This window comes from Gillisia marina (genome assembly GCF_000258765.1).
GTDB lineage: Bacteria > Bacteroidota > Bacteroidia > Flavobacteriales > Flavobacteriaceae > Gillisia > Gillisia marina.
The window spans coordinates 73,014-95,968 of sequence record NZ_AJLT01000002.1 but is presented as its reverse complement, the minus strand read 5'-3'; the positions used below and the strand labels follow the sequence as shown (position 1 = coordinate 95,968).

The 22,955-nt window shown below is 32.1% G+C and carries 23 protein-coding genes; 18 read left to right on the top strand and 5 right to left on the bottom strand.

Features of this window, described 5'->3' with window-relative positions:
• Positions 1-63: 63 nt before the first annotated feature.
• From mbpA to ON07_RS00710, 4 genes are all read left to right on the top strand, one after another.
• Complete coding sequence (gene mbpA, locus ON07_RS17540) at positions 64-303, top strand: mobilization protein MbpA (protein ID WP_010227380.1); 240 nt, start codon at positions 64-66, stop codon at positions 301-303.
• A gap of 54 nt (positions 304-357) precedes the next feature.
• On the top strand, positions 358-1,224 hold the full coding sequence (locus ON07_RS00720) for a relaxase/mobilization nuclease domain-containing protein (protein WP_010227379.1): 867 nt from the start codon (positions 358-360) through the stop codon (positions 1,222-1,224).
• 12 nt (positions 1,225-1,236) lie between these two features.
• Positions 1,237-1,686, top strand: coding sequence for a DUF6730 family protein (locus tag ON07_RS00715; protein ID WP_010227377.1), 450 nt, complete (start codon positions 1,237-1,239; stop codon positions 1,684-1,686).
• Between the two features lie 909 nt (positions 1,687-2,595).
• Positions 2,596-3,705, top strand: coding sequence for a hypothetical protein (locus ON07_RS00710; protein ID WP_010227376.1), 1,110 nt, complete (start codon positions 2,596-2,598; stop codon positions 3,703-3,705).
• A gap of 76 nt (positions 3,706-3,781) precedes the next feature.
• Here ON07_RS00710 and ON07_RS00705 read toward each other — a convergent pair whose 3' ends face one another.
• The 3 genes from ON07_RS00705 to ON07_RS16800 are packed head-to-tail and all read right to left on the bottom strand — an operon-like array spanning position 3,782 to position 5,268.
• A complete protein-coding gene (locus tag ON07_RS00705) occupies positions 3,782-4,570 on the bottom strand; it encodes an ImmA/IrrE family metallo-endopeptidase (RefSeq protein ID WP_010227375.1) in 789 nt (262 codons plus the stop codon).
• Positions 4,560-4,898: a hypothetical protein gene (locus tag ON07_RS00700; protein WP_010227374.1), complete on the bottom strand. Its 339-nt coding sequence runs from the start codon at positions 4,896-4,898 to the stop codon at positions 4,560-4,562. The genes ON07_RS00705 and ON07_RS00700 overlap by 11 nt, the downstream gene beginning before the upstream one ends.
• Positions 4,891-5,268, bottom strand: a complete 378-nt coding sequence (locus ON07_RS16800; protein ID WP_010227373.1) for a hypothetical protein — start codon at positions 5,266-5,268, stop codon at positions 4,891-4,893. The genes ON07_RS00700 and ON07_RS16800 overlap by 8 nt, the downstream gene beginning before the upstream one ends.
• Before the next feature lie 779 nt (positions 5,269-6,047).
• Here ON07_RS16800 and ON07_RS00690 point away from each other — a divergent pair.
• Positions 6,048-7,067: a hypothetical protein gene (locus ON07_RS00690; protein WP_010227371.1), complete on the top strand. Its 1,020-nt coding sequence runs from the start codon at positions 6,048-6,050 to the stop codon at positions 7,065-7,067.
• Positions 7,068-7,551: 484 nt separating this feature from the next.
• On the opposite strand, the gene ON07_RS00685 is transcribed toward ON07_RS00690, so the two are convergent.
• Positions 7,552-8,649, bottom strand: a complete 1,098-nt coding sequence (locus tag ON07_RS00685) for a hypothetical protein (protein ID WP_010227370.1) — start codon at positions 8,647-8,649, stop codon at positions 7,552-7,554.
• A 1-nt stretch (position 8,650) separates the two neighbouring features.
• Positions 8,651-9,445: an RNA polymerase sigma factor gene (locus ON07_RS00680; RefSeq protein WP_033444993.1), complete on the bottom strand. Its 795-nt coding sequence runs from the start codon at positions 9,443-9,445 to the stop codon at positions 8,651-8,653.
• 72 nt (positions 9,446-9,517) lie between these two features.
• Between ON07_RS00680 and ON07_RS00675 the strand changes: the two genes are divergently transcribed.
• The 13 genes from ON07_RS00675 to ON07_RS16730 all read left to right on the top strand — a co-directional run bounded on the left by ON07_RS00675 (position 9,518) and on the right by ON07_RS16730 (position 22,954).
• Positions 9,518-9,844 carry a hypothetical protein gene (locus ON07_RS00675; RefSeq protein ID WP_010227367.1) on the top strand — a complete coding sequence of 109 codons (327 nt, stop codon included), beginning with the start codon at positions 9,518-9,520 and terminating at the stop codon, positions 9,842-9,844.
• A gap of 402 nt (positions 9,845-10,246) precedes the next feature.
• On the top strand, positions 10,247-10,474 hold the full coding sequence (locus ON07_RS00670) for a helix-turn-helix transcriptional regulator (protein ID WP_010227365.1): 228 nt from the start codon (positions 10,247-10,249) through the stop codon (positions 10,472-10,474).
• On the top strand, positions 10,461-10,775 hold the full coding sequence (locus ON07_RS00665; RefSeq protein ID WP_010227363.1) for a HipA N-terminal domain-containing protein: 315 nt from the start codon (positions 10,461-10,463) through the stop codon (positions 10,773-10,775). Before ON07_RS00670 ends, ON07_RS00665 begins: the two co-directional genes overlap by 14 nt.
• A complete protein-coding gene (locus tag ON07_RS00660; RefSeq protein ID WP_010227361.1) occupies positions 10,772-11,704 on the top strand; it encodes a HipA domain-containing protein in 933 nt (310 codons plus the stop codon). The genes ON07_RS00665 and ON07_RS00660 overlap by 4 nt, the downstream gene beginning before the upstream one ends.
• A 138-nt stretch (positions 11,705-11,842) precedes the next feature.
• Entirely contained in the window at positions 11,843-12,661 is an 819-nt protein-coding gene (locus tag ON07_RS16795; protein ID WP_010227360.1) for a DEAD/DEAH box helicase family protein, read from the top strand.
• Positions 12,627-14,630 carry a type I restriction-modification enzyme R subunit C-terminal domain-containing protein gene (locus ON07_RS14025; protein WP_010227358.1) on the top strand — a complete coding sequence of 668 codons (2,004 nt, stop codon included), beginning with the start codon at positions 12,627-12,629 and terminating at the stop codon, positions 14,628-14,630. Before ON07_RS16795 ends, ON07_RS14025 begins: the two co-directional genes overlap by 35 nt.
• 1 nt (position 14,631) lies before the next feature.
• Positions 14,632-16,233, top strand: a complete 1,602-nt coding sequence (locus ON07_RS00650) for a class I SAM-dependent DNA methyltransferase (RefSeq protein ID WP_010227356.1) — start codon at positions 14,632-14,634, stop codon at positions 16,231-16,233.
• Positions 16,233-16,742 (top strand): restriction endonuclease subunit S, encoded by a 510-nt coding sequence (locus ON07_RS00645; protein WP_010227354.1) that lies wholly within the window; start codon positions 16,233-16,235, stop codon positions 16,740-16,742. Before ON07_RS00650 ends, ON07_RS00645 begins: the two co-directional genes overlap by 1 nt.
• Before the next feature lie 31 nt (positions 16,743-16,773).
• Positions 16,774-17,700, top strand: coding sequence for a restriction endonuclease subunit S (locus ON07_RS00640; RefSeq protein ID WP_010227352.1), 927 nt, complete (start codon positions 16,774-16,776; stop codon positions 17,698-17,700).
• Positions 17,697-19,358, top strand: a complete 1,662-nt coding sequence (locus ON07_RS00635) for a restriction system-associated AAA family ATPase (RefSeq protein WP_010227350.1) — start codon at positions 17,697-17,699, stop codon at positions 19,356-19,358. The genes ON07_RS00640 and ON07_RS00635 overlap by 4 nt, the downstream gene beginning before the upstream one ends.
• Positions 19,355-20,482, top strand: a complete 1,128-nt coding sequence (locus ON07_RS00630; protein ID WP_010227348.1) for a hypothetical protein — start codon at positions 19,355-19,357, stop codon at positions 20,480-20,482. The genes ON07_RS00635 and ON07_RS00630 overlap by 4 nt, the downstream gene beginning before the upstream one ends.
• A 107-nt stretch (positions 20,483-20,589) precedes the next feature.
• A complete protein-coding gene (locus ON07_RS00625; protein WP_010227346.1) occupies positions 20,590-21,006 on the top strand; it encodes a hypothetical protein in 417 nt (138 codons plus the stop codon).
• Positions 20,966-22,954, top strand: a complete 1,989-nt coding sequence (locus ON07_RS16730) for an AAA family ATPase (protein ID WP_010227344.1) — start codon at positions 20,966-20,968, stop codon at positions 22,952-22,954. The genes ON07_RS00625 and ON07_RS16730 overlap by 41 nt, the downstream gene beginning before the upstream one ends.
• Position 22,955 lies beyond the last annotated feature (1 nt).

The window sequence follows — 22,955 nt, the reverse complement described above, 5'->3', positions numbered from 1 at the left end:
GATGTGTCATTGTCATGACAATCTTGCTTTGCTCCCGGAGGTTGCAAAGATTTAAAAGAAAAAATGAAACGGGAATACATCCAAATACGCTGCTCGATCTACGAGAAAAAGCTACTCAAAAAAAGAGCGGCAAGGGCAGGTATTTCCCTTTCAGAATATTTGCGTTCTACGGCTTTTGAAAGAAATATTGTAGAGCGGATTACTCCGGAACAGTTGGAATGTTACCAGCTTCTGATTCAATATAAAAACAACTTTAGTCGAATCGGTAATATGTTTAAAAAAAAGCAATCCCCAGTTGACTAGGGAAGTAATGCAATTGGCAGAAGAGATTAGAGGGCATTTAAAAAATTTCAGAAAATGATCGGGAAAGGACATTCCATAGCAAGGACGGGAGCATCTATTGATTATGGGTGGAACCAAGAAAAAGATGCTGAAGTGGTTTTCAAAGAGCACCTAGCTGGTGACTCCCCAAAGGAGATCACCGAAGAGTTTAAGATCATTCAGTCGCAAAATGAGCGATGTGTCAATAATACCCTCAGTTTTATTCTAAGTCCTACCGTAGAAGACGGACATCAGATGAGCAAATCACAACTTCAAGAGATCACCAGGCTATTCCTGAAGGAAATGGAACTAAAAAATAGACAAGCCATTGCTTTTGTACATCGGGATAAGGCGCATACCCATGTACATGTATATGTCAATAGGATTGGTTTTGATGGAAAAGCCTATAACGATAGTTTTAATGGTAAACGAAGTCAGCTAGCCGCAGATAATGTTGCAAAACAACTCGGACTCACAAGAGTCCGGGAAGTGCAGCAGGAAAAGCTACTTGAATTAAAAGGGCAGCGAATGGCCATCAAACATATCAATGACCGAGTTCTAGAAACCAGACCAAAATCTATAGATGAATATATCAGCAAGATGAAAGTGCATCAGGTAAAGGTGATTCCCAGTATCAATAAGTCAAATCAATTACAAGGCTTTCGGTTTGAATACAAAGGAGTGAATTTGAAGGGAAGTGATGTTCACCGATCTATGACGGGAGGTAAACTCATTGGGGAGATCACTCAAAATTCAGGAATATCAAGAATGAAAGAAGTTCCTAGCAGTTTAAAGCTCCTGGATAAAACAGTGCAAATAAGTACTAATATGGCAACAAGCATAGCCAAAGGTTTAGTGAAACAAGTAATTAAGAAAAGTTTAGATGTGGGAATAGGGTTTTAAAGAATTAAAACAATGAAAAAGCTAGACGAAATTATGGAGCTCATGACTGATGAGATGGCGGATTTTAAAGCTTCTATTATAAAACTTGAGGAGCTTTCAAAACAACTATCCACTTTAAGTATTCCCATTAGCACCGAGGCATTCGAAAAGAATTTAAATATTTTCTTAGGGCAACAGCAAAAGGAAAATAATTTAAAGGATCAAGTGCTTAAAGAGATAGATAAGAAATTAAAATATGCACGGATAATTCCTAATTACCTACTTATCCTTGTTTGTTCACTGGGTATTGTTTTATTAAGTCTCTTGGGTTATTTTGGATATTCCTTGCAAGAAAGACAGAACGAAAAGTTTGAACTTTATAAGATCCTCATGGAAACTAACAAGGAAAGATATCAAGAATATTTCTCAGAAAAACCAGAAGTTCAAGATGATTTTAAGCAGTGGTTAGAGGAGAAAAAATAAGAGCTGTCATAACAAATCGCTTTGCCGCAAATCGTCCTAATTTCACAGTTAATGGTTTTTTTCTACTATTGCAGAATAACATAAAAATTTGCAATAGCGATTATAATATTGCAAGTAAGTCAGATTATTTGCAAAATGAACAGAACTTATTGCAATTTATCACCCCTAACTATGCTCTTTTTTCCTGTTCTAAAAAGCTTTACACAACATAACTATTCCATATTCGAATTTAGAATATGAAGGCAAAGTAAACTACTTTACCTTCATTGGGCATTCCTTATTTATGTAAAATTACCAAGCAATGGAAACTGAAAGGTCAAAGTTTTATTCCCCTCTAACTTGATGTTGTAATTGCAGCACAAAATTATGCTGAGTTATATAATATGATTTTCATAATAGATGGTATACAGTGTTTTAATGTATATGTCTTGGAAATATTAATGAAATGGTAATTTTTACTGTAAAATTAATCACAAGTATGATGCGCCCTCTGCTGTTTTTACTTTATGCTTAACTTCCCGTACGCTATAAAAACAGCACAGGAACCACGCGCAGATTAGTTATGGTAGATTTGGGGCATTTGTTTTTATGATTTTTTCTAAGATTTTATCTTAACTGTTGTATGCTAAAAAAAATATTAACTTAATACACCTAAATTAAATCTTGTTCTATTTCGAACCAATAATAAAAGGGATTTAATGAAAAAAATCCCAGAAATCCCGGAATTTTACTTGCAGATTCATTCCAGATTATGCTGTTCTTATCAGCCGAAAACCGTTCCCATCATCTGCTAGGTGTTAGCCGTTACTTAACCGCAATCTTCAACTAAACATTAAAAATATTAAATTCTCGTTTAAATTAGAGATCGAAATTTATCCAATGTATAATTAGTTTAAAACGAAGCTTATCATGCCTGTCAGAATAGAATTAACCAGAGAAGAATTATATCAATTAGTTTGGGAGAAACCTATTACCTATTTCACCGAAAATTACATGGTTTCTTATAGTAGTTTTAAGGATATATGCACTATAAATAAAATTCCTTTGCCGCCTAACGGTTACTGGATGAAAAGAAAATTTGGTAAAAAGATTAACAAACCACTATTACCACAAACAAAATCCAAGAGTGAAATTGAATTGTTAATTCGCACCGGAGAAAACTCAGTGAATTCTAATTCTTCAGGAAAAAACCTTACTATAAATGATGTTCATATGGTTTCTGATTGGGAGGTTCCTAAACGACTTCCTAAAAATCCTGATCCAATTATCATGGAAATGCTGTCGGATAATCCTAAAAATCATCCGATTGTAAATAATTGCAGGGATTATACTAAAAGATATAATTATGGGAGAATTTCAGTCAGTGCTTCTGGAAAGCCCTATAAGAGAGCCTTATGTTTTCTGAACACTTTTATAAAGGTGATGAAGGCTAGAGGGCATTATTTTCTATTTTGTTATGAACGATCTTACGTTGTTATAGAAGGAACAGAAATAGGTATCCGGATGAGGGAAAGGTCAAAAAGGGTTTATGAGACGGAAAAACCAGGATATAGAAGAAGTGAATTAATTTCTATCGGACTTTTGAGTTTTCTTGCTGGAGAATTTACTGAAAAGGAATGGCAGGAAACTTCTACTAAAACTCTCGCAGAAAAACTACTAACCATCATCACCTTTTTAGAGCAAATGGCAAAGGAGAAACGCAAATGGAAAGTTGAAAATGAAAAGCGTTTAAAGAAACAGGCCATTGAAATGAAGAAGCAGGATGAAAGAGAAAAATCACAAAAGGAGGAAATCGAAAAGCTACGTTTCATCAAACAAAAGTCTGATCTCTGGCATGAGGCCAATAAGCTAAGAGTTTTTCTGAACGCATGTGATGAGAATAAAGATCTAACTGAGGAAATGAAAGAGCTTGTATTATTTGGTTATCAAAAAGTTAACTGGTTGGATCCACTCACTGCTAGCAACGATGAGCTTTTTATTAATATAGATCCTTATAAATTGCTTGAAGAGATTAAATGAAGTATCCTATTTAATTTAAAAAGGGAGGGGTTTTGATGGCTTTTGTCTTCGCATCCCCATTTTTTAATAAATCTATTTATACAAACCAAAAGAGACTTAGAGTTTTGTTTTTATATGCAATACAGTATTCATTAACATTTAGATTAAGATCCTCATCAGCTATGTAATTAAAGAGATCAACTGCCCAAATTTTTTCTGTTTTATAGGTTTCATTATGTTTTCCGTTAAAGTACTCTCCCATTACTGTATTTTCAGGCACTCTCTTTTCATAAAGTAAAAATTTATATTTAAAATCTTTACTGCTGTATTTCCATATTACAGTATTATTTTCAGAATAAACAATCATAATTGGATGGTTTCCTATATCGGCAAAGCGAAAGGCACATGCCGTTCTACTTACATTGAACTTAATGCATAAATGGTCCAATAAATCCGGACTAAACTTTTTTCTATAGAAAGCTTCTTGAAACCTGGACTCTGGCATAAGCAGATTAGATGCGAAATAGTCGGCTTCTCTTTCAATACGCGAGAAATGCTTATAATTCAGAGTTGACGGATGAGGAGCCAAAATGCCTTCTTTTAAACCTATACGATGAGAGTCTATATAATAATGTCCTAACTCATGAGCTAAAGTGAACCTTCCTCTAGGTGTTTTTGGCTTATTTCCTTGGGTGGTATTAATATGAATAAAGAATTTATTTTTATCATACATAGTCATTCCGTCAAAAGTATTCAGTCCATATCTATCATAAAATACTTGTAATCCCTCTTCTGATACAATTCGTTCTAAATTGGTCTCAGATTCAGGATATTCCATTGCTATTTCTTCCGCAAAACTTTTTATTTGATCATTTTCAATTATCATTCTGTTCCTTATGCTTATTAAGCATTTTATCAATGATATGCTGTGGGATCTTTTCTGCTCCTTTTCTGGCCACCATTCTTAATGATTCAGCTTCTTTTTTTAATTGGATGATTTTGGGTTCAGAATTTTCAAATTTTTCTAAAAACTTATTTCCAATGATAGCCAAAGGATCAATTTTTTCTGACTTTAATTTATAATCAAAATCCTCATATAACTTGTTAAATCTTGCCAATTCAAATTCATTTTGAGGATAAATAAAACCTGCTGAACCGAGCCAGCTATCAAGCTCAGTAAATTTAATTTTCTGTATATTTTTTGGCTTACCCATTATTTAAAAAATTAAGATAAGTTTGAATATGCTTTTCAGCTTGATTCTTATAAGTGTTGATTGATTTTTGAGTTAAGTCTAATGAATTTCTAAGTTTTTCTAAAAGTGTTCTTGGTAATTTTTTATTATCACGCTCATAAGCTCTATAAGTCAAATATATTATTTGATGTTTGGTACTTAACCCTTCTAGAGTTCTTTCAACTGTATCTAATTTAGTTTTCAATTCTCTTTTACTTTCTAAATCGGTAATACCATGCGCTTTAATTAATTGATCTACGGTTTCTATTATTTCAAGGTCTTCTTCCTCCTCCTCCTCGCATTTATTCTCCGCTCCAAATTTAATTACCTGTCTAAATATGATGGGATACATCCATAGGAGAATTGCTTTTTCTGGATTAGTTGATTTGGCTTTTTCTTTTTTAAAAGTAGGGTATTTCCAGACCCTCCTTAAAGTACAGTTAGCTACTCGTAGGGCCGTAACTTCATTATAATTATATTTAGAACAATAAATCTCGGCTTTTTGAAGAATATCTCTTTCAAATCTCGAACAGAACTCTACAAAGCTTGTGTCGCTTCTTCGGGAAAATCTTCTTTCATTGCTATATAATCTAACAACTCAAAACTTTTTATTTCTGCGAAATCAATTTCAGATTCTTTTGTAGGTTTCATTTATATACCAAAAAGGATATATCAGTATAAGTATATAGATGAGGAAACACCTCAATTTACTACAAATGATACTGATCTAATTTATAATTGGTAGGGTCTATTTGTAAATAAAGTCAAAATATTTTAAAAAAAAAAAGTATGGCACAAGATTCAAATGGGAGAAAGTTTAATAGAATTCCCGGGCACAAAAGAAAAGTAAATGGAAAGACCATTGAAGTCAAACCACATGTAAGGAGTAATCGAAAGGATAGTAAAGGCAACAAATAAAATAAAACCTGATGGAAAAATTTAAAAAAAAGAACACTTAATAGTGACGAGTTCAAGAAAGGAGATAATGGAATTGGGGTAGACAAGCTCCTAACCTTAATTTACGATAGTGAATATCTAGAAGAGATTAAATTATATTTTGATATTTCAAATCTGAAAGATCGATTTATATCTATAAAAGGATCTTCCACGCTTTACACAATCCTTAAATCAATGGATTCTCGTTATAAAAAGATAGATTTAAGAAGTAATCTAAAAGATATTCAATTTAATTATGAGAAGGAATTTGGATTGGTCTTTAATAATTTAAGTGAGTCCGAATATTTTAATGGATCAGGAAAAGAAGAAATTAAAGCCATTCCTATTCATTCAGGAGAAAGAGACTTCTTTCAAAACTTATACAATATTGATAAATATGCTTCAAGTCTACTTAAAAAAGGATATAGAGATATTCTCAACCAGAATTTAGAAAGTCTAAAATCTAAAGCGGAGCATGTGAGAAGATACAGGCTCATTCATGATACTAAAGAAGATGAATTCTATTTACGTGCAATTATTTCAGAAGATAGATATTTCAACTATAATAACAATATAGCTTTTGTATTAGCTCTACTTAAGCTCCATTTTGAAAGTTTAAATTCCGATACGGAATACGAAATAGCTTTTAGTGAATTTAATGAGTCGGCAATTAGGATATTCTTTAAAACTACTGAATTGAAAAGCATTGAAGGAGTAGGTCATCTTCAAAACACGATTCAGGTTTCTAATGATGAAATAAAAAAGGAAGCTCTAAAATTTTCGACAGTTGCTTCTATTCTATATAAAGACAAGAATAACGAAGAAAAGAATTTATATATTAAACCTAAGGATATTAAGTCTAAAGTTTTAAGTATCACACATGGTACAGGTCCTAAAAAAGCATTCGATAACCTTAATGATTTTACGAAATCATCTGAAATTTTCGAAAATTTGTTTCAGGAAGTACAGAAGATATCCAAAATTAAAAATCATGGCCAAATACTTCATCTAGTAAGGATTAAAATTGAAAACTCCACAACTGAAGAAATTAAAAGGCATAAGGAGGGTATGAAAAAATTCCTTTTAGTTGAAATTAAAACTACTACTCAATTGCTTGAAACTTTCAATAAGCTCATAATGTTAGAAGGTCTTGAGATTGAAGGCAAGGAATATTTAAGATATTTGGTTTATGAGGCATTAATTGACAGGAAATAGGATTAAGTGCTAAATTATTATTTAAATGATATTTATGGAAAATTACCATTACAGAAAAATATTTGTTGAAAAGCATCTTATTTTTGAGGAATTCAATTTGAGATATTGTGTAGATTTTGGACTTCCTCTATAATATTTCGCAATAATATATAAAGTAGCAGCAGAACTTCAAGAAAATTATAATGAGTATAGGTTATTTTTGAGTCAACGTCAAATTCATTTTTATTAAAATGTTGGATTTAGGCCTAAATCAGGTATTCCAGTAAAAATATGAGGCACTGATAACCTTGCACCGTTACCATAAATAAAAATTGTAGGCTTTTTAGAAAATTTTACCGTAGCTCTGTCTTATTTACTTCATGTCTTCAAAAATTTAGGTATTTCAAAATAAGGGAGCTCACGCGTTGTATATGCTATGTGCATTTAGTGAGTGTGATTATCGACCTCACCTTGTGGGTGTACAAGCACCCTCGTAATTAAATTCTCAATCGATGATAAGTTCAATACCTGCTTTCTCTGCCTTGTATTTTATTTTAGTCATTAACTCATAATAGCTCCAGTTTCTTAATACAAATTCCTCCTCTTTAGCGATCCCGATCTTGTCCTCCTGATTTAATAAAATGAGCGTTCCAGCTTGGTGTTTAATGCAGAAATTGATTAGCCTTCTGCTGTATACGTGTATACGATAGTGCACATAATTACTTTCAGCATTTCGGAACTTTTGTACCGCTTTTAATTTTCTTTGCACCCCTTTGCCTGATTTGGAATAGGTAGCCCCAACCTGTGCCCTTTTATGGGCTGCTTGTATAGCTAACCTTCTGTATAGAAACTCTTCCTTGGTACCAATAGTAAGTTTAGTATTACCGGTTTTCACTACAATAGGATATTCTAGGGATAGAGAAGCCTCTGCTATCACTTCTGGTTTTAGGATATGCTTTTCTTTTTCAATTTCGAATACAGGAAGAAAGAATATTTTGCCATCCTTTAATTTCATATGAGATGTACAAAGCTTAATATTTCCTTTTATGACTCGCTCCAGTAATTTTCGTTTATCGGTATAATCCTTGCCTAAATAGGTGCGAAAAGGAATTTTATTTAAACTGAAACAAAAAGCTTTTTTATCCTCATTAAAATGTAATCCAATAATCAATTCTATATCAAATGGAAAAGCCATATCCCTTCTGAAATTCATTAGTGACCGTTCACCTTTCCAATATTCCGGCCTGTCTTTATTGAAGGAAGTGATTAAATTTTTATTTAGGTTAGATAATATATTTGTAGGGATTTCACCTTTAAAGCGATTAGATACTACCCTGTAGGTAGTATTAATACGGGAGCGTTGCAGGATTCCATATTTATCTTTCTTTTCATCAGCCAATTTATACTTTATCCCTTCTGATAGATAAAAGAATTCCTTGATCATTTCCTGTACATAGAGGTGGGTAACGATGAGATTAGCTGCTCTAAAACATCTGTTCTGCCACCCATAAAGTTTATCCAAGGCTTCCTTTCTTTCTTCTTTAGTTGGAAGGTCCACCAATAGCTGGATCTTTCTAGTCAGTTTAATAGTTGACTTTTCCATATTAAGCCGTTTTTAATTGCTGTTGGTGCTTCTTCTTTATAAACTTATAAGCAGTCATAAATTCCTTGTGGACTTCCTTTTGAGACAGGTTAAGTTCTTTTGCAATGGAAGCAAAAGAATATTTTTTTTCACATCTTAGTTGCAATACTTTTTCCTGCTCTTCGGTCATTACCACTTGAATTATCCTTTCATTAACTGGGTTTTGTTTGGTTTCATGCGTGCATTTTATATTGATAATATTTTTAATATCCTCAATAGCCAACTTAACCTCATTACTGGTTTCGGTAATACCTGTTCCAATTACTTTTGAAATAGCTTTATATTGAAAGCCATATTCTAAACAGAGTTCAATCAAATGTTTTCTTTCTGGACTTAAAAGCGGCAAGACTTTTTTAATTTGGTCAAAGGTTTTTTGTGTCTCTTCTTGATTCTTTAATATTTCCTCATCTTTTATAGGATCATATCCTGCTAAATAGTCTTGATATTTCTCATAATTATCCAACGAATTAACTCTTCTGAAAAACTGTGTTTTTGGAGTTGTATAGTATGAATAGCATTCTCTTTTCATAACCATTCGTAAAAAATAGAAAATATGCTTAGGTGATTCTATACGATCCCTGTGGATCCATAATTTTAAAAAGGAATCCTGTACCAGAGATTCTACCACAAAATTATCCTCAAGAATTTGGCGGCCTATCCAAAAGATACTTCGACTGTACCTAGCATGAATGTGTGCCAATATAATTGGATCTCCTTTTTTTAATAAATCGAAATTATTATCAATAGAATTTCTCATCAAATTACTATTAGTAAGTAATAATTTATTAAATGTAAACAATTATACTGAAAATACAAATTTTAATTTATTATGAGTATATTAATCAGTACCATAAATGAATTAGTTGTCATTTTAGGGTTAAGAAAGCACCCCATGACAAAAGACGACCACCATAAAGACCCAACACTTCTTTCCATCGGATCAATGTTTGAGACGGGTAGAATTAAGAAGATGTATACGCTTGCTGAATTATATCCAACCAAAATTGCTAATTCGCTAGGGATAAATTACGGTAGATATATGGCTAAATTAAGTCATCCAGATAAATTTACACTTGGAGAGATTGTGAGGCTTGCTAAGCTATTAAACATAGAGCCTGATATGATAACAAAAGTTATTTATTGTGAAATTAAATAGTGGTTTTGTCATCTTAGAGAGTTTGACCAATCCAAAATAAAAGAAGGAACTGCAAGTGGTTGGAAGAGAAAAAAAAAATTTATAATGACAATAAACCCTGACGAATGAAGTCTAGTATTAGTAAATACTTGAAAATCTAAGTAATATGGTAAAAATATTACTGTAATTCTCATTCCATATGTCAGATGTGACACCTACTTTTTTTAGTTTAAGCTTAACTTCACGTACGCTATAAAAATAACCCAGTACCAAGCGCATGGTTAGGTGTAGTAAAATTTGTGCAAGAAATAAATTATTAAACTATACCCAAAATGATATAATTTAATAATTATTAAATATAATATACCTATTCAGGTATAAAATACAATAATTTTATTATATTGCACCCGTAAAGGTATATTTATGGAAAAATGGAATCGTAGCAATCCTATTGCCGAATATGTGCGAAAACAAAGGAAAGCGAATAAAATGACTCAAACAGAGTTGTCCGACCTGACGGGAGTGGGGTTACGTTTTGTTCGTGATCTGGAACAAGGTAAGCCCAATTTAATGACCGATAAAGTAAATCAGGTATTGCTTTTCTTTGGCACTACTTTGAAACCTCAGCCTATATCAAATGAGACAAGCTAAAATTTTTGTTGATGATATTCTTGCCGGATTACTATCCGAGAACGAGGAAGGATATCTTTTTCAATATGAAGAAATTTATTTGGAAAGTATGGTTAAGAAACCTGTTAGTTTGACATTACCACTCCAAAAAGAGCCTTTTAAAGCCGAGTTTCTATTTCCGTTTTTTGATGGGTTAATACCAGAGGGCTGGTTATTAAATATCGCTCAAAAAAACTGGAAATTGGATCCGCGTGATCGTATGGGATTACTGATGGCCACCTGTAAAGATTGTATAGGTAATATAAGTGTGACACCGTTATGAAAAATTGTTTAGCATGTTTACAACCATTAGGAAAGGATGAAATACTCTATCATCCTAAATGTCTTGCAGATTTCTGGCAGAACGATACTCCAGTACTGAAATTAGCCTACTCAATATCAGAACTGGAAACATTAGCAAAAGAAAACATCACACAACGTATCACGGTGCCCGGTGTTCAGCCTAAACTTTCATTAGGGTTTACAGACCAAGAAGAAAATAGAAGATTAACAATAGTGGGAGCTTTGGATGGTAAATATATTTTAAAACCACCTTATTCACAATATCCACAAATGCCGGAAATAGAGGCATTATCGATGTTAATGGCTCAGGTTTGTGGAATTGCAACAGTTCCTTTCCTACTAATTCCTTTGAAAGGTGGTGAGCTGGCATATCTAACACGTAGAATAGATAGGGATCAGAAAAACAATAAATTTGCCATGGAGGATGCCTGTCAATTTACTGAACGGCTTACCGAACATAAATATCGTGGCTCTTATGAACAAATTGCCAGAGCTATTTTAAAGTATAATGGAAATCGACTGATGGACGTTGTACATTTTTATGAGCAGGTTATTGTGTCTTACCTAATTGGTAATAATGATATGCACTTAAAGAACTTTTCATTAATATCCACAAAATCCAATTTATATCAATTGGCACCGGCTTATGACATGCTTGCCGTAAAACTGCTAATGCCGGAGGATAATGAAGACCTAGCGCTAACACTTAACGGTAAAAAGCGAAAATTAAAGCAGAATGATTTTAATGAAGCCATGCTAAAAGCACATATCCCAGAAAAGGCAATTGAAAATCTCTGGAAGCGTATTGAAAAAGGTATCCTGGAATGGTCAGAATTGATAGATCGCAGTTTTCTTTCTCAAGAACGAAAAGAGAAATTTAAAGAATTGATAAATAATAAAATGGTTTAAGTAAAGATCGAAGTTGCTAAAATTTGATTCTACTGTATAGTAACAGGATAATTTGGAATTGCTTTAAGAAATTTTAGAGTCAAATTTTTAGTTCACTATATTTATATTCTAACTAAGAAAGACCATTAATTATTTTTTGTGAACGAAAAACAAACAAGAAAACAAATTATTGATAAGAGCCTGCTTAGCGCTGGCTGGAATATCAATGACCAAACTCAAGTCATAATTGAATCTAGTTTAGGTTCAAGATCAGTAGCAAATGAACCTGAATCTAGCTATTCAAATCAATTCAGTGATTATGTGCTTTTAGGTAAAAACGGAAAAGCATTAGCTGTCGTTGAAGCTAAAAAAACTTCCAAAGATGCTGAATTAGGTAGAGAGCAAGCAAAACAATACTGTTTAAATATTCAAAATGAATCTGATGGCGAATTACCTTTTTGTTTTTATACGAATGGCTATGATATTTTCTTTTGGGATTTAGGAAACTATCCGCCAAAAAAAGTAATTGGTTTTCCAAGGCGTGACGATTTAGAGCGCTATTTATACATTAGAAAAAATAGAAAGCCGTTAGCAACTGAATTAATAAATGTAGGCATTGCCGGTCGCGATTATCAAATTCAAGCTATTCGTTCAGTGATGGAAGGAATCGAAAGAAAACGTCAAATGTTTCTTTTGGTTATGGCTACAGGAACAGGGAAAACTAGAACATGTGTTGCATTAGTCGATACCCTTATGAGGTCTGGATGGGCAGAGCGTGTATTGTTTTTAGTAGATAGAATTGCGTTGCGAGATCAAGCTTTAGAGGCTTTTAAAGAATTTTTGCCTAACGAACCTTGTTGGCCAAAACTCGGAGAAAAAAATATTGCTACAGATAGACGAATATATATCTCAACTTATCCAACAATGCTAAACATTGTTAGAGATGATCGAAACACATTATCGCCACATTTTTTTTGATTTAATCGTTGTGGATGAAAGTCATCGCTCTATTTATAGCACCTACCAAGAGATTTTAGATTATTTCAATACAACTACGTTGGGTTTAACTGCAACGCCAACAGATGTTATAGATCATAACACCTTCCAATTATTTGAGTGTGAAGATGGTTTGCCTACGTTTGCCTATTCTTATGAAGAAGCGGTAAATAACATTCCACCCTATCTGAGTAATTTTCAAGTCATGAAAATTCAAACAAAGTTTCAACAGGAAGGAATTAGCAAAAGAACTATAAGTTTAGAAGACCAAAAGAAACTTATTTTACAAGGAAAAGAAGTCGCAGAAATAAATTTTGAAGGAACAGATCTTGAAAAAGCAGTAATTAACAAGGGAACTAATGTTACCATTGTTAAGGAGTTTATGGAAGAGTCTATTAAAGACCCAAATGGTGTGCTTCCTGGCAAGACTATTTTCTTTTGTGCAACAATAGCGCATGCAAGACGTATTGAAAAGATTTTTGATGCATTGTATCCGGAATACACAGGCGATTTAGCAAAAGTTATGGTGTCCGATGATCCTAGAGTATATGGCAAAGGAGGTTTATTGCATCAGTTTACTAATAACGATATGCCCAGAATAGCCATAAGCGTAGATATGTTAGATACAGGAATTGATGTTAGAGAATTGGTAAATCTCGTATTCGCAAAACCTGTGTATTCCTATACTAAGTTTTGGCAAATGATTGGTCGTGGGACAAGACTGCTCGAGCCTGCCAAAATAAAACCTTGGTGTCCAGAAAAAGACAACTTTTTAATTTTAGATTGTTGGGATAACTTTGAATATTTCAAATTAAACCCAAAGGGAAAAGAATCGAAAACACAAATACCTTTGCCTGTTAGATTGTTTGGGTTACGCTTAGATAAAATCGAACTCGCTCTAGAACTAGATGAAAGAGATATTGCTCTTAAGGAGATAAATAAACTTAGAGAACAGATTCTAGATTTACCCACTAGATCTGTTGTTATACAAGAGGCAAAATCAGTTTTAGCTTTGGTAGAAAATACTGATTTCTGGAAAAATCTAAACAACGAAAGTTTTACCTATTTAAGACAAACCATCAAACCACTATTTAGAGCTGTTTCGCAAGTTAATTTTAAAGCCATGCGTTTTGAAAAAGATGTATTAGAAATTTCCATTTCGCATCTTGCGGAAGAAACAGATCAATTTAATACGCTTAAAGAAAACATCATAAACATTGTAAGCGAATTACCTTTAACTATTAATAGTGTAGCAAAGCATAAAACCTATATAAATCAAGTGCTTAAAAATCATTTTTGGAATACAATTACTGATGCTGGTTTCGATGTTTTAGCCAAAACTATTTCTCCTTTAATTCATTTTAGAGAACCAACAACACTACCTTTGGGAGCAACCAGATTAAACTTAGAGGATGTTTTAAAAACCAAAGAGATGGTAGAATTTGGTCCACAAAACGAAGCAGTAAGTATTACTAAATATAGAGAAATGGTTGAGGCTAAGGTTGAAGAACTCACTAAGCGCAACCCAATCTTACAAAAACTAAAAGAAGGTCAGTCTATTACTGAAGATGATGCACAAACATTAGCAGAAGAATTACACGAAACAGACCCACACATTACCGAAGCTTTATTACGTAAAGTTTACAATCATCAAAATGCTAAATTAATACAGTTTATAAAACATATCCTGGGTATTGAAATTTTGGAACGTTTTGATGACCAAGTTAGTAAAGCAGTCAGCCAATTTATAACAGAACACACCTATTTGTCTTCTAGACAAATAGAGTTTTTAAACTTGTTGAAGAATTATATTATTGAACGTGGCTCTATTAAAAAAAGAGATTTAATAAATGCACCCTTTACTATAATTCATCCAAAAGGGGTTCGAGGTATATTTTCACCTAAAGAAATAATAGACATACTAACATTAACCGACAAATTTGTAGCCTAATATGAGCTTAATCAATAGCAATCCTCAAATTGCATCAAAAATAAATGACCTCTGGAATAAATTCTGGTCTGGTGGTATCTCGAATCCCCTAACAGCTATAGAGCAAATTACCTACTTGCTATTTATGAAAAAACTGGATGAGAATGATTTAAAGAACCAGTCTGATGCAGAATTTACTGGAGATGCATATACTTCAAAATTTGATGGTGTTTTTTACTCTACAAAACAAGACGAAGAAAACAAACAAAACGGAATAGACACACAAGAATTGCGTTGGAGCAACTATAAACGTTTGCCTGCAGAAGAAATGCTACAACATGTACAACGTTATGTGTTTCCTTTTATTAAACAATTAGATACTGCGGAATCTCCATTTGTAAAACACATGAGAAATGCTGTGTTCATTATTCCAAAACCATCGTTGTTATTAGAAGCTGTTAAGAGTATTGATGAGATTTTTGACCTTATGGAGCAAGATGCTACAGAAAACGGTCAGGATTTCCAAGATATTCAAGGAGATGTGTATGAAATGTTGTTAAGCGAAATTGCTTCCGCAGGAAAAAACGGACAGTTTAGAACGCCAAGACATATCATCAAATTGCTTGCTGAAATGGTCAACCCAAAATTAGGGCAACGTATTGCAGATCCTGCGTGCGGAACAGGAGGATTTTTATTAGGTGCTTATCAATATATGGTGACACAATTAGATAAAGAAAAAGATAAGCAGGAACCAGACGAAGATGGTTTTATTCGCAGTAGCCGAAATGCTTTATTAACCGAAGAAGTAAAAGATATTTTAGGTAGTAGTTTACAAGGCTACGATATAGACCAAACAATGGTTCGCTTGGGCTTAATGAACTTAATGATGCATGGTATAGAAAGCCCTCAAATAGATTATAAAGATACTTTAAGCAAAAGCTACTATGAAACTTCAGAATACGATGTAGTGTTGGCAAATCCGCCTTTTACAGGAAGTATAGATAAAGGAGATATAAATGAGGAGTTACAGCTAAAAACGACTAAAACTGAACTTCTATTTATAGAGCGTATCTACAACATGCTAAAAATGGGAGGAACTGCTGGAATTGTTATTCCGCAAGGAGTTTTATTCAGTTCTAGTAAAGCATTTCAAGATGCTCGAAAATTAATGATTGAAAACTCCCAATTGAAAGCTGTTGTTAGTATGCCTAGTGGTGTTTTTAAACCCTATGCAGGTGTAAGTACAGCATTACTCATTTTCACAAAAGGCGGAGAAACTGAAAATGTTTGGTTTTATGACATGCAATCGGATGGCTACAGTTTGGATGATAAACGTTCAAAAAACGAAAACGGTCATGGAGACCTGCAAGACATTGTTAAAGAATTTCAAAACCCCTTTGATCCAGAAAAAAATGACAGAACTGGGAAAATGAAATTTTTCTATGTCTCGAAAGCCGAAATTGTAGAAGAAGACTATGATTTGAGTTACAATAAATACAAAGAAGAAATATTTGAAGAAATTGTTTATGAAAATCCAAATGTCATATTAGAAAAACTAATTGGTGAAAATGGATTAGAACATCAGATAATTAAGGGGTTAAACGAATTGAAAGAGCTTATTTAATGAAGAAAATTACGTTAAATAAGATTTGTGCCATCCGGAATGGTTATGCTTTTAAAAGCTCAGAATTCGTAGAAAATGGTCTTCCTATTGTTCGAATTGGTGAAATTAAAAATGGTAAAGTTGATCTTTCCAAACCAAAATATATTTTACCAAATGATAAATTTGAGTCCTACATAATTAGAAGAGACGACATTCTAATTGCAATGTCAGGAGCCACCATTGGAAAAATTGGTAAATACAACTTAGACATTCCTGCGTATCAAAATCAACGAGTTGGCTGTTTCTTACCGGACAAATCAAAATTATACAATGATTATTTATATCAATACTTATCTTTTATAAGCGCTAAAATTATTCAAAATGCTTATGGTGGTGCTCAACCAAACATTTCTTCAAAAGAACTTGGAAAAACATTAATTCCTATACCTTCTCTGGAAAATCAAAAACGGATTGCCAAAGTTCTTTCCAATTGCGAAAATCTAATTAAAAAAAAGAAACGAAAGTATTAAGCTTTTAGATGAGTTTTTAAAATCTACTTTTTTGGAGATATTTGGGGATCCTATTAGAAATGAAAAGGAATTTGAGATGCTTTCAGGAGGTGAATATTTGCAGAAGCTTTCTGTAGGAGTTGTTATCAAACCTGCATCTCATTACGTTAAAGATGGAGTTTTAGCGCTAAGATCGTTAAATATTAAGCCTAATAGAATTGATTTAACGGATGTAGTTTATTTTTCAGAAGAGTCAAATCAAAAATTATTAGCAAAATCTATTTTAAAAGAGGGAGATGTAGTATTTGTAAGAACTGGAAATACTGGGACAGCAGCGATAATCCCAAAAGAATTAGAGGGTAGTAATTGTATTGACCTGATCATTTCTAGACCAAATCATGAGATCATGAATCCGCAATATCTAGTTTATTTCTTTAATTCTGAAATAGGTAAAAGAATTGTTACATCTAAAGAGGTTGGTGGTATTCACAAGCACTTTAATGTTGGAGCCCTAAAAAAATTAAGGATACCTATCCCTCCCCTTCCACTTCAAAATGAATTTGCTAGAATACTTGCCCATACTGAATCTGTTAAATACAACCTAGAATTTAGTTTGAGGGAAATTACTAACCTATATGATAGTCTTAGCCAGAAAGCTTTTAAAGGAGAGTTGGATTTGAGTAAGGTAAATATTTCTCAATTTGAAGAGGAAAGTAATTCGGGAAAAACTTTAGGTAAAAAAGGATTTAAACCTACTTATGTATCATTAACAATCGAGAAGCTAGAGCAAATAATTAAAAGTCAATTTGGGTACCAAGAATTCACAATAGCACAAATTGAAGATATTTTAAACAAAAAAGAGATAGATTTTAATAATTCAATGGTAAAAGGTATTGTAAAGAATCTTTTGTCCGAAGAAAAAATCAGAACTGAATATAGCGGGTTAACTCAACAAGTAATTTTTAAATACAATAAATGAAATTAAAGCGGATTAAATTATTATCGCCATTTCGCGGATTGCCCTCAGATTACGAAATTAATTTCAATCGCTCTTTGATACCAAATGACCAAATAGAACCGATTTGCTTTGTTGGTCTAAATGGTTCAGGAAAATCTAATGCATTAGAAGCAGTGGCGGAAATGTTCTACTATCTAGAGAACTTTAATCGGTCATCTAAAAAAGATTTAGACAATTTTAAAACGGGTTTTGGTTTTGAACTAGATTACTATCTTCCAAAGCTTACACTCGCTGGCGCTGGTTTTACATGGGACGAATTAGGAGACCTTAACTACAATGATCTAGATCATAACCAACTTGTAATTGTTTCTAAATTACCGAATGAACTACCAATTGTCAATCTTTTATTTAATGATATAGAAATTGTGGTAAAAGATTTTTATAATTACGGATTAAGCAAGGTACTCCCAAATCATATTATTGGCTATTCCTCAGGTTTAAACGAACTAATTAGTAATCCTTTTGTAAAGTTGAATTTTGAATACTATGAAGATTTAAAGAATAAGAAAAATAAACCGGTCGAATCCAAGTTAGAAATGAACCGTTTTCAATTTTTAGATTACAATATTTCAAAATTAATAACTGTCTCTAATTTTATTTTCGATAAGGATCTCTCCATTTTGGGAGAAACTAAAAGTTTATCCATTTTAAAAAAAGAAATTGAAATAAATGAATTAAATGAGTTTTCTATTAAGTTGTCATTAAAAAAGCCTAAGACTTTTGCGAAGTTTCTTCCAGATGAATTAGAAGATGCAATTGAAAACTTGAAGGCAATTGACGCACTATATAATGAGGAAGTTAGTTCTACAGCTCGTCATGATTTCACAAAATTATCGTTTAATTTCAAAATGAATCAAGCAACTTTGACCGGTTTTAGACAAAAGTTTAATTCTGCCGATAAGTTATTCAGGATGTTATATTTTTTCCAAAGCCTCAATTTCGAGAAGATTAGCAGGAATATTAGTAAAGTTGTTAAATCGGCTAAGGCAGGAACTAGTGAAAATCTTTCGGACTTAATTCCAAAATATGAAATTGCAAAACAAATTTTCCATTTAGGTAATATTTCGTTTAATAAAGAAGGTGCCAACGAACCAATATATTACAAACATTTGTCAGATGGTGAACACCAATTGTTGCAGATTTTAGGAAGTATTATTCTTTTGGATAGCACAAGCACCTTATTCCTACTAGATGAACCAGAAACACACTTTAATCCTGAATGGAGATCTAAGTTTATTTGGTTAATAAATGAATGCATGATAGCCAATTCTACAGAAAATGTTCGTGAACAAGAAATTATACTAACTACTCATTCTCCTTTTATGATTTCTGATTCAAAAAAGAGTAATGTAGTTTGGCTAAAAGCAGATAAGAAAGATGGCCCCGAAGAAGTAACGATAAACACATATGGAACATCTGTTCAAAATCTAATTAAAGAGTTCTTTGGGAAACAAAAACAAATAGCCGAATTATCATGGAATGAAATGCTTGAGGATGTCCAGTCTAATGACATAAATGAATTAAATGAGTCTTTATCAAAATATGGTGAATCTCATGAGAAATCTATGATTCTTCAAAAATTAAATAAGCTTATAATAGAAAAAGGTGTTCAAGAATGATATACACATTAAAGTATCCTTCCCATCCAATTGAGCGCGTAAATCAGGTGGTTTTTGATTTTATCAAAAATTCAATCCCAGATTGCACCTATTCAAGAGCTCTATTTCCTGATTGGTTTCGTGAGGTAATGGCAAATGCAAGAGCGAAATTTGAAAATAAAAATTTTGAAGATAAATTTAAGGATTTACATGCAGAGATTCAACAACTAACAATAGCATTGAGACAACAACTTTTTGATGAGTTTCAAGATGGTCTTGACATTAAAAGCTTATGCTATGATAAAACTAAAAATGTAGTATTATCCGAGAGCTATGGACAAAACTTACATGAAACACTGAAAATTTTGTTGAAAGATCATTTTTTTGGGATAGCTCTACGTTCAAATAAAACTATTCAAAAAAACCTTGGAACAACTTTTTATGATCATTATGTAGCTTTTAAAAGTCACAACAATACAGGAAGAGTTTGCCCCTTTTGTGGACTTCATGAGTATTCTTTGGTAGAAGGTGAAGCCAAAGATGATTATGACCATTGGCTATTTAAATCCAAATATCCCATTTATGCTATAAATTTTTCAAATTTGGTTCCAATGTGTCACAAATGTAATCAGGGTGGAGTTAAAGGTATAGTTGATGTCCTGCATGATTCAGATGGTATTAGAAGGGAGTCGTTCTATCCATACGAGCAAAATAAAGGTGTCAATATTTCAGTTAATAGTTTTACAGAATTTGGCGCCCTAAATGACGACCAAAAAGTTAAATTCCCAAATGGTTATTTTGAATTAGATGTTACTCATAATGACGTTTTAGATGCAGAAAAGGTTGAAACCTGGAATTCGGTATTCAAAATTGATATTCGATTTAATAGTTATCTAAGCGAGTATCATTTTCATGTAAAAGAAGATTTCCATGAGGATTATTTACCTGACCATCCAGAGTATATTTTAAATTATGATACAATCAATTTGAGAATGATAGTTACCGCATTTAAAAATCAAATAGGAAACCCTAAACGCAAAACAGGAGTAGAAATTCATAAAGCATATTTGAACTTTATTTGTTTGCCAGAAAATGAGCATATGCTTTTTACTTTTTGTAATATAAACTTAGCACAGGCGATATGACATCACAAGTAGACCTATAATCATGAAGGTTTTTTGCCAGATGTCTCACCAAAAGTATTTGTGAAACAGAAGTAACCGATAAGTAAAACGTATTACGAAAATTTAACATGCAAGAAAACCTAAAGTTTTTAACGGAAGATCTGGTAGATCAGGCCATCAAACAAATCGATTTAGAATCAATTCCTAAGAAAAGAAGAGCACGAGATTATGCTGTAGTAATAAATAATAATAATTATCCTTTCAAACTAATAATTACAGAAGCGGCAAAAATTGCTAAAATAAATATTACAAGTGATGATTTTAGCAGTATTGAATCGAATAGAAAAGGCTTTACAGAATTAACCGGGTATCCAATTATTAATTTAATTAAAAAAATAGCCTTCAGAAATTTAAGGGAGTTAGTACATATTATTAATAAAGATTTAGGTGGCTTTTGTTTCGAGTTTCAGAAAAAGAAGAAAGAGTTATTCAACAAAAAAAAGAATGAACTCTCGAAACAAATTATTTATACTAGCAGAGGATAATAGAGATTGGTCAATAAATGAAGGTGGAGGGATAGAGCTACAATATCACTTATTTTTTAGAAATAACATGGTAGGATATGGTTTAGGATTTAATACTCAATATGTTCCTTTTGCAAATGAGTTTTCTTCAATTGAGTATATGAAGCCTTTTGCAAACTCATATTTAGCCCAAAAAGAAGTGCAACTAGAATTATACAACAATTCATTTCATTTTATATTTGGAAACATAAAAGACTTAGAAACACTTGTTGATGATAATTACATCTTAATTGGTAAACAAACAGAAATCACTCCAGAAAATGACTTATTCAATTTAGATTATACATTTTATTCAGAAATGCTAAATGATATTAAAGGAATATTATTTGAATCATATATAAAAATTGTAGAAGAAAGAAATCAACATTTAAACTTTTCATTTAGTATGCAACATCATATAGAATTATTAAAGCACAAGAAACAAATCATTTTACAAGGCCCTCCTGGAACTGGAAAAACCAGATTAGCAAAACAAATTGCTCAACAACTATGTGGTAACAGAGAAGGTGGAAACAAAATAGAATTCATGTCTAATGATTATATTATTAATGCATTAAAAGGGATTTCATCCATTCCAAGTTCTAAAGGAAAAACTAATTACTTGATTTCAGAATTGAAACCTGATAGATGTAAAGTCACTTTAGAAAGCGATTCTAATTACGAAATCCCATACAAAGGGATTAAAGATGCATATAAAAATAAACTTTGGGAAAGTGGTCAAAAAAATGGTTTTGATCCATACAATGCAGCAATAGCTAAATATTTATTCCAAAATTTAGATAAAGCGGAGAATAATCAAACAATTAGTTCTGATTATAAAATCATACAATTTCACCCGTCTTATACTTATGAAGATTTTGTAAGAGGAATAACCGTAGAAAATAACGAAGCTGGAAACATTGAATACAAAACAAAAAATAGAGTTTTGGCAGAGTATACATCCAAAGCGTTAAAGAATTACAATGATTTTTATAAAAATGAAACAACTTATTCCAACGAAATTTTATTGGATGAATATTTTAACTTGTTTTTAGATCAAATAAATGACCATATTGAAAATAATGATGGTTTTTATAAATTAACAAAAAGTGTCGGAATTACATTTTCAGAAGAAGATGCATTTAGATATAAGAGTAAAGCGCAAGGTTGGAACCAGAATGGTAATAGAATGCTTTTTAAAGATATTAAGCAAGCTTTTCTCGATGGAAATAAACAAAGACAAGACTTAAAACGTAATGACAATATTTCTGGCCTAGCGCGGCATCATGCAAGCTATTTTGTAAGAGTTCTTAATTTATTTCAAAAGTTTTTAAAAGATAAAAATTTAACTTTTGATAATAAAAACATAAAAAGAGAACCATTAAAAAACTACGTATTAATCATAGATGAAATTAACAGAGCAAATTTATCTAGTGTTTTGGGTGAATTAATATATGCATTAGAATACAGAGGAGAAGCCGTAGATAGTATGTATGAAATTGATGGAAACAGAAAAATAACCTTGCCACCTAATCTTTTTATTATAGGCACAATGAATACCGCGGATAGAAGTGTTGGACAAATAGACTACGCCATAAGAAGACGTTTCGCTTTTGTAGATGTATTACCCGAAATTTTATTGGAGACCGATTTAAATTCTGATAGAAAAGATAACGAGCCTAAACTATATTTTAAAGAAGATGTTTTCTTAAAAGTAAAGGAATTGTTTATAAACGATAATGATGAAAATTCTGAACATTTATCGGAAGAATTCGAAGCCAAAGATGTGCAATTAGGGCATAGTTATTTTATTTATTCTGAAAATAATTTTAAATATAATTTAGATTATGAAATAAAGCCAATTTTAAGAGAATATGTTGCCGATGGTATTTTAAAAACGAGCGCACTAACCATTATTCAAGAATTGTAGG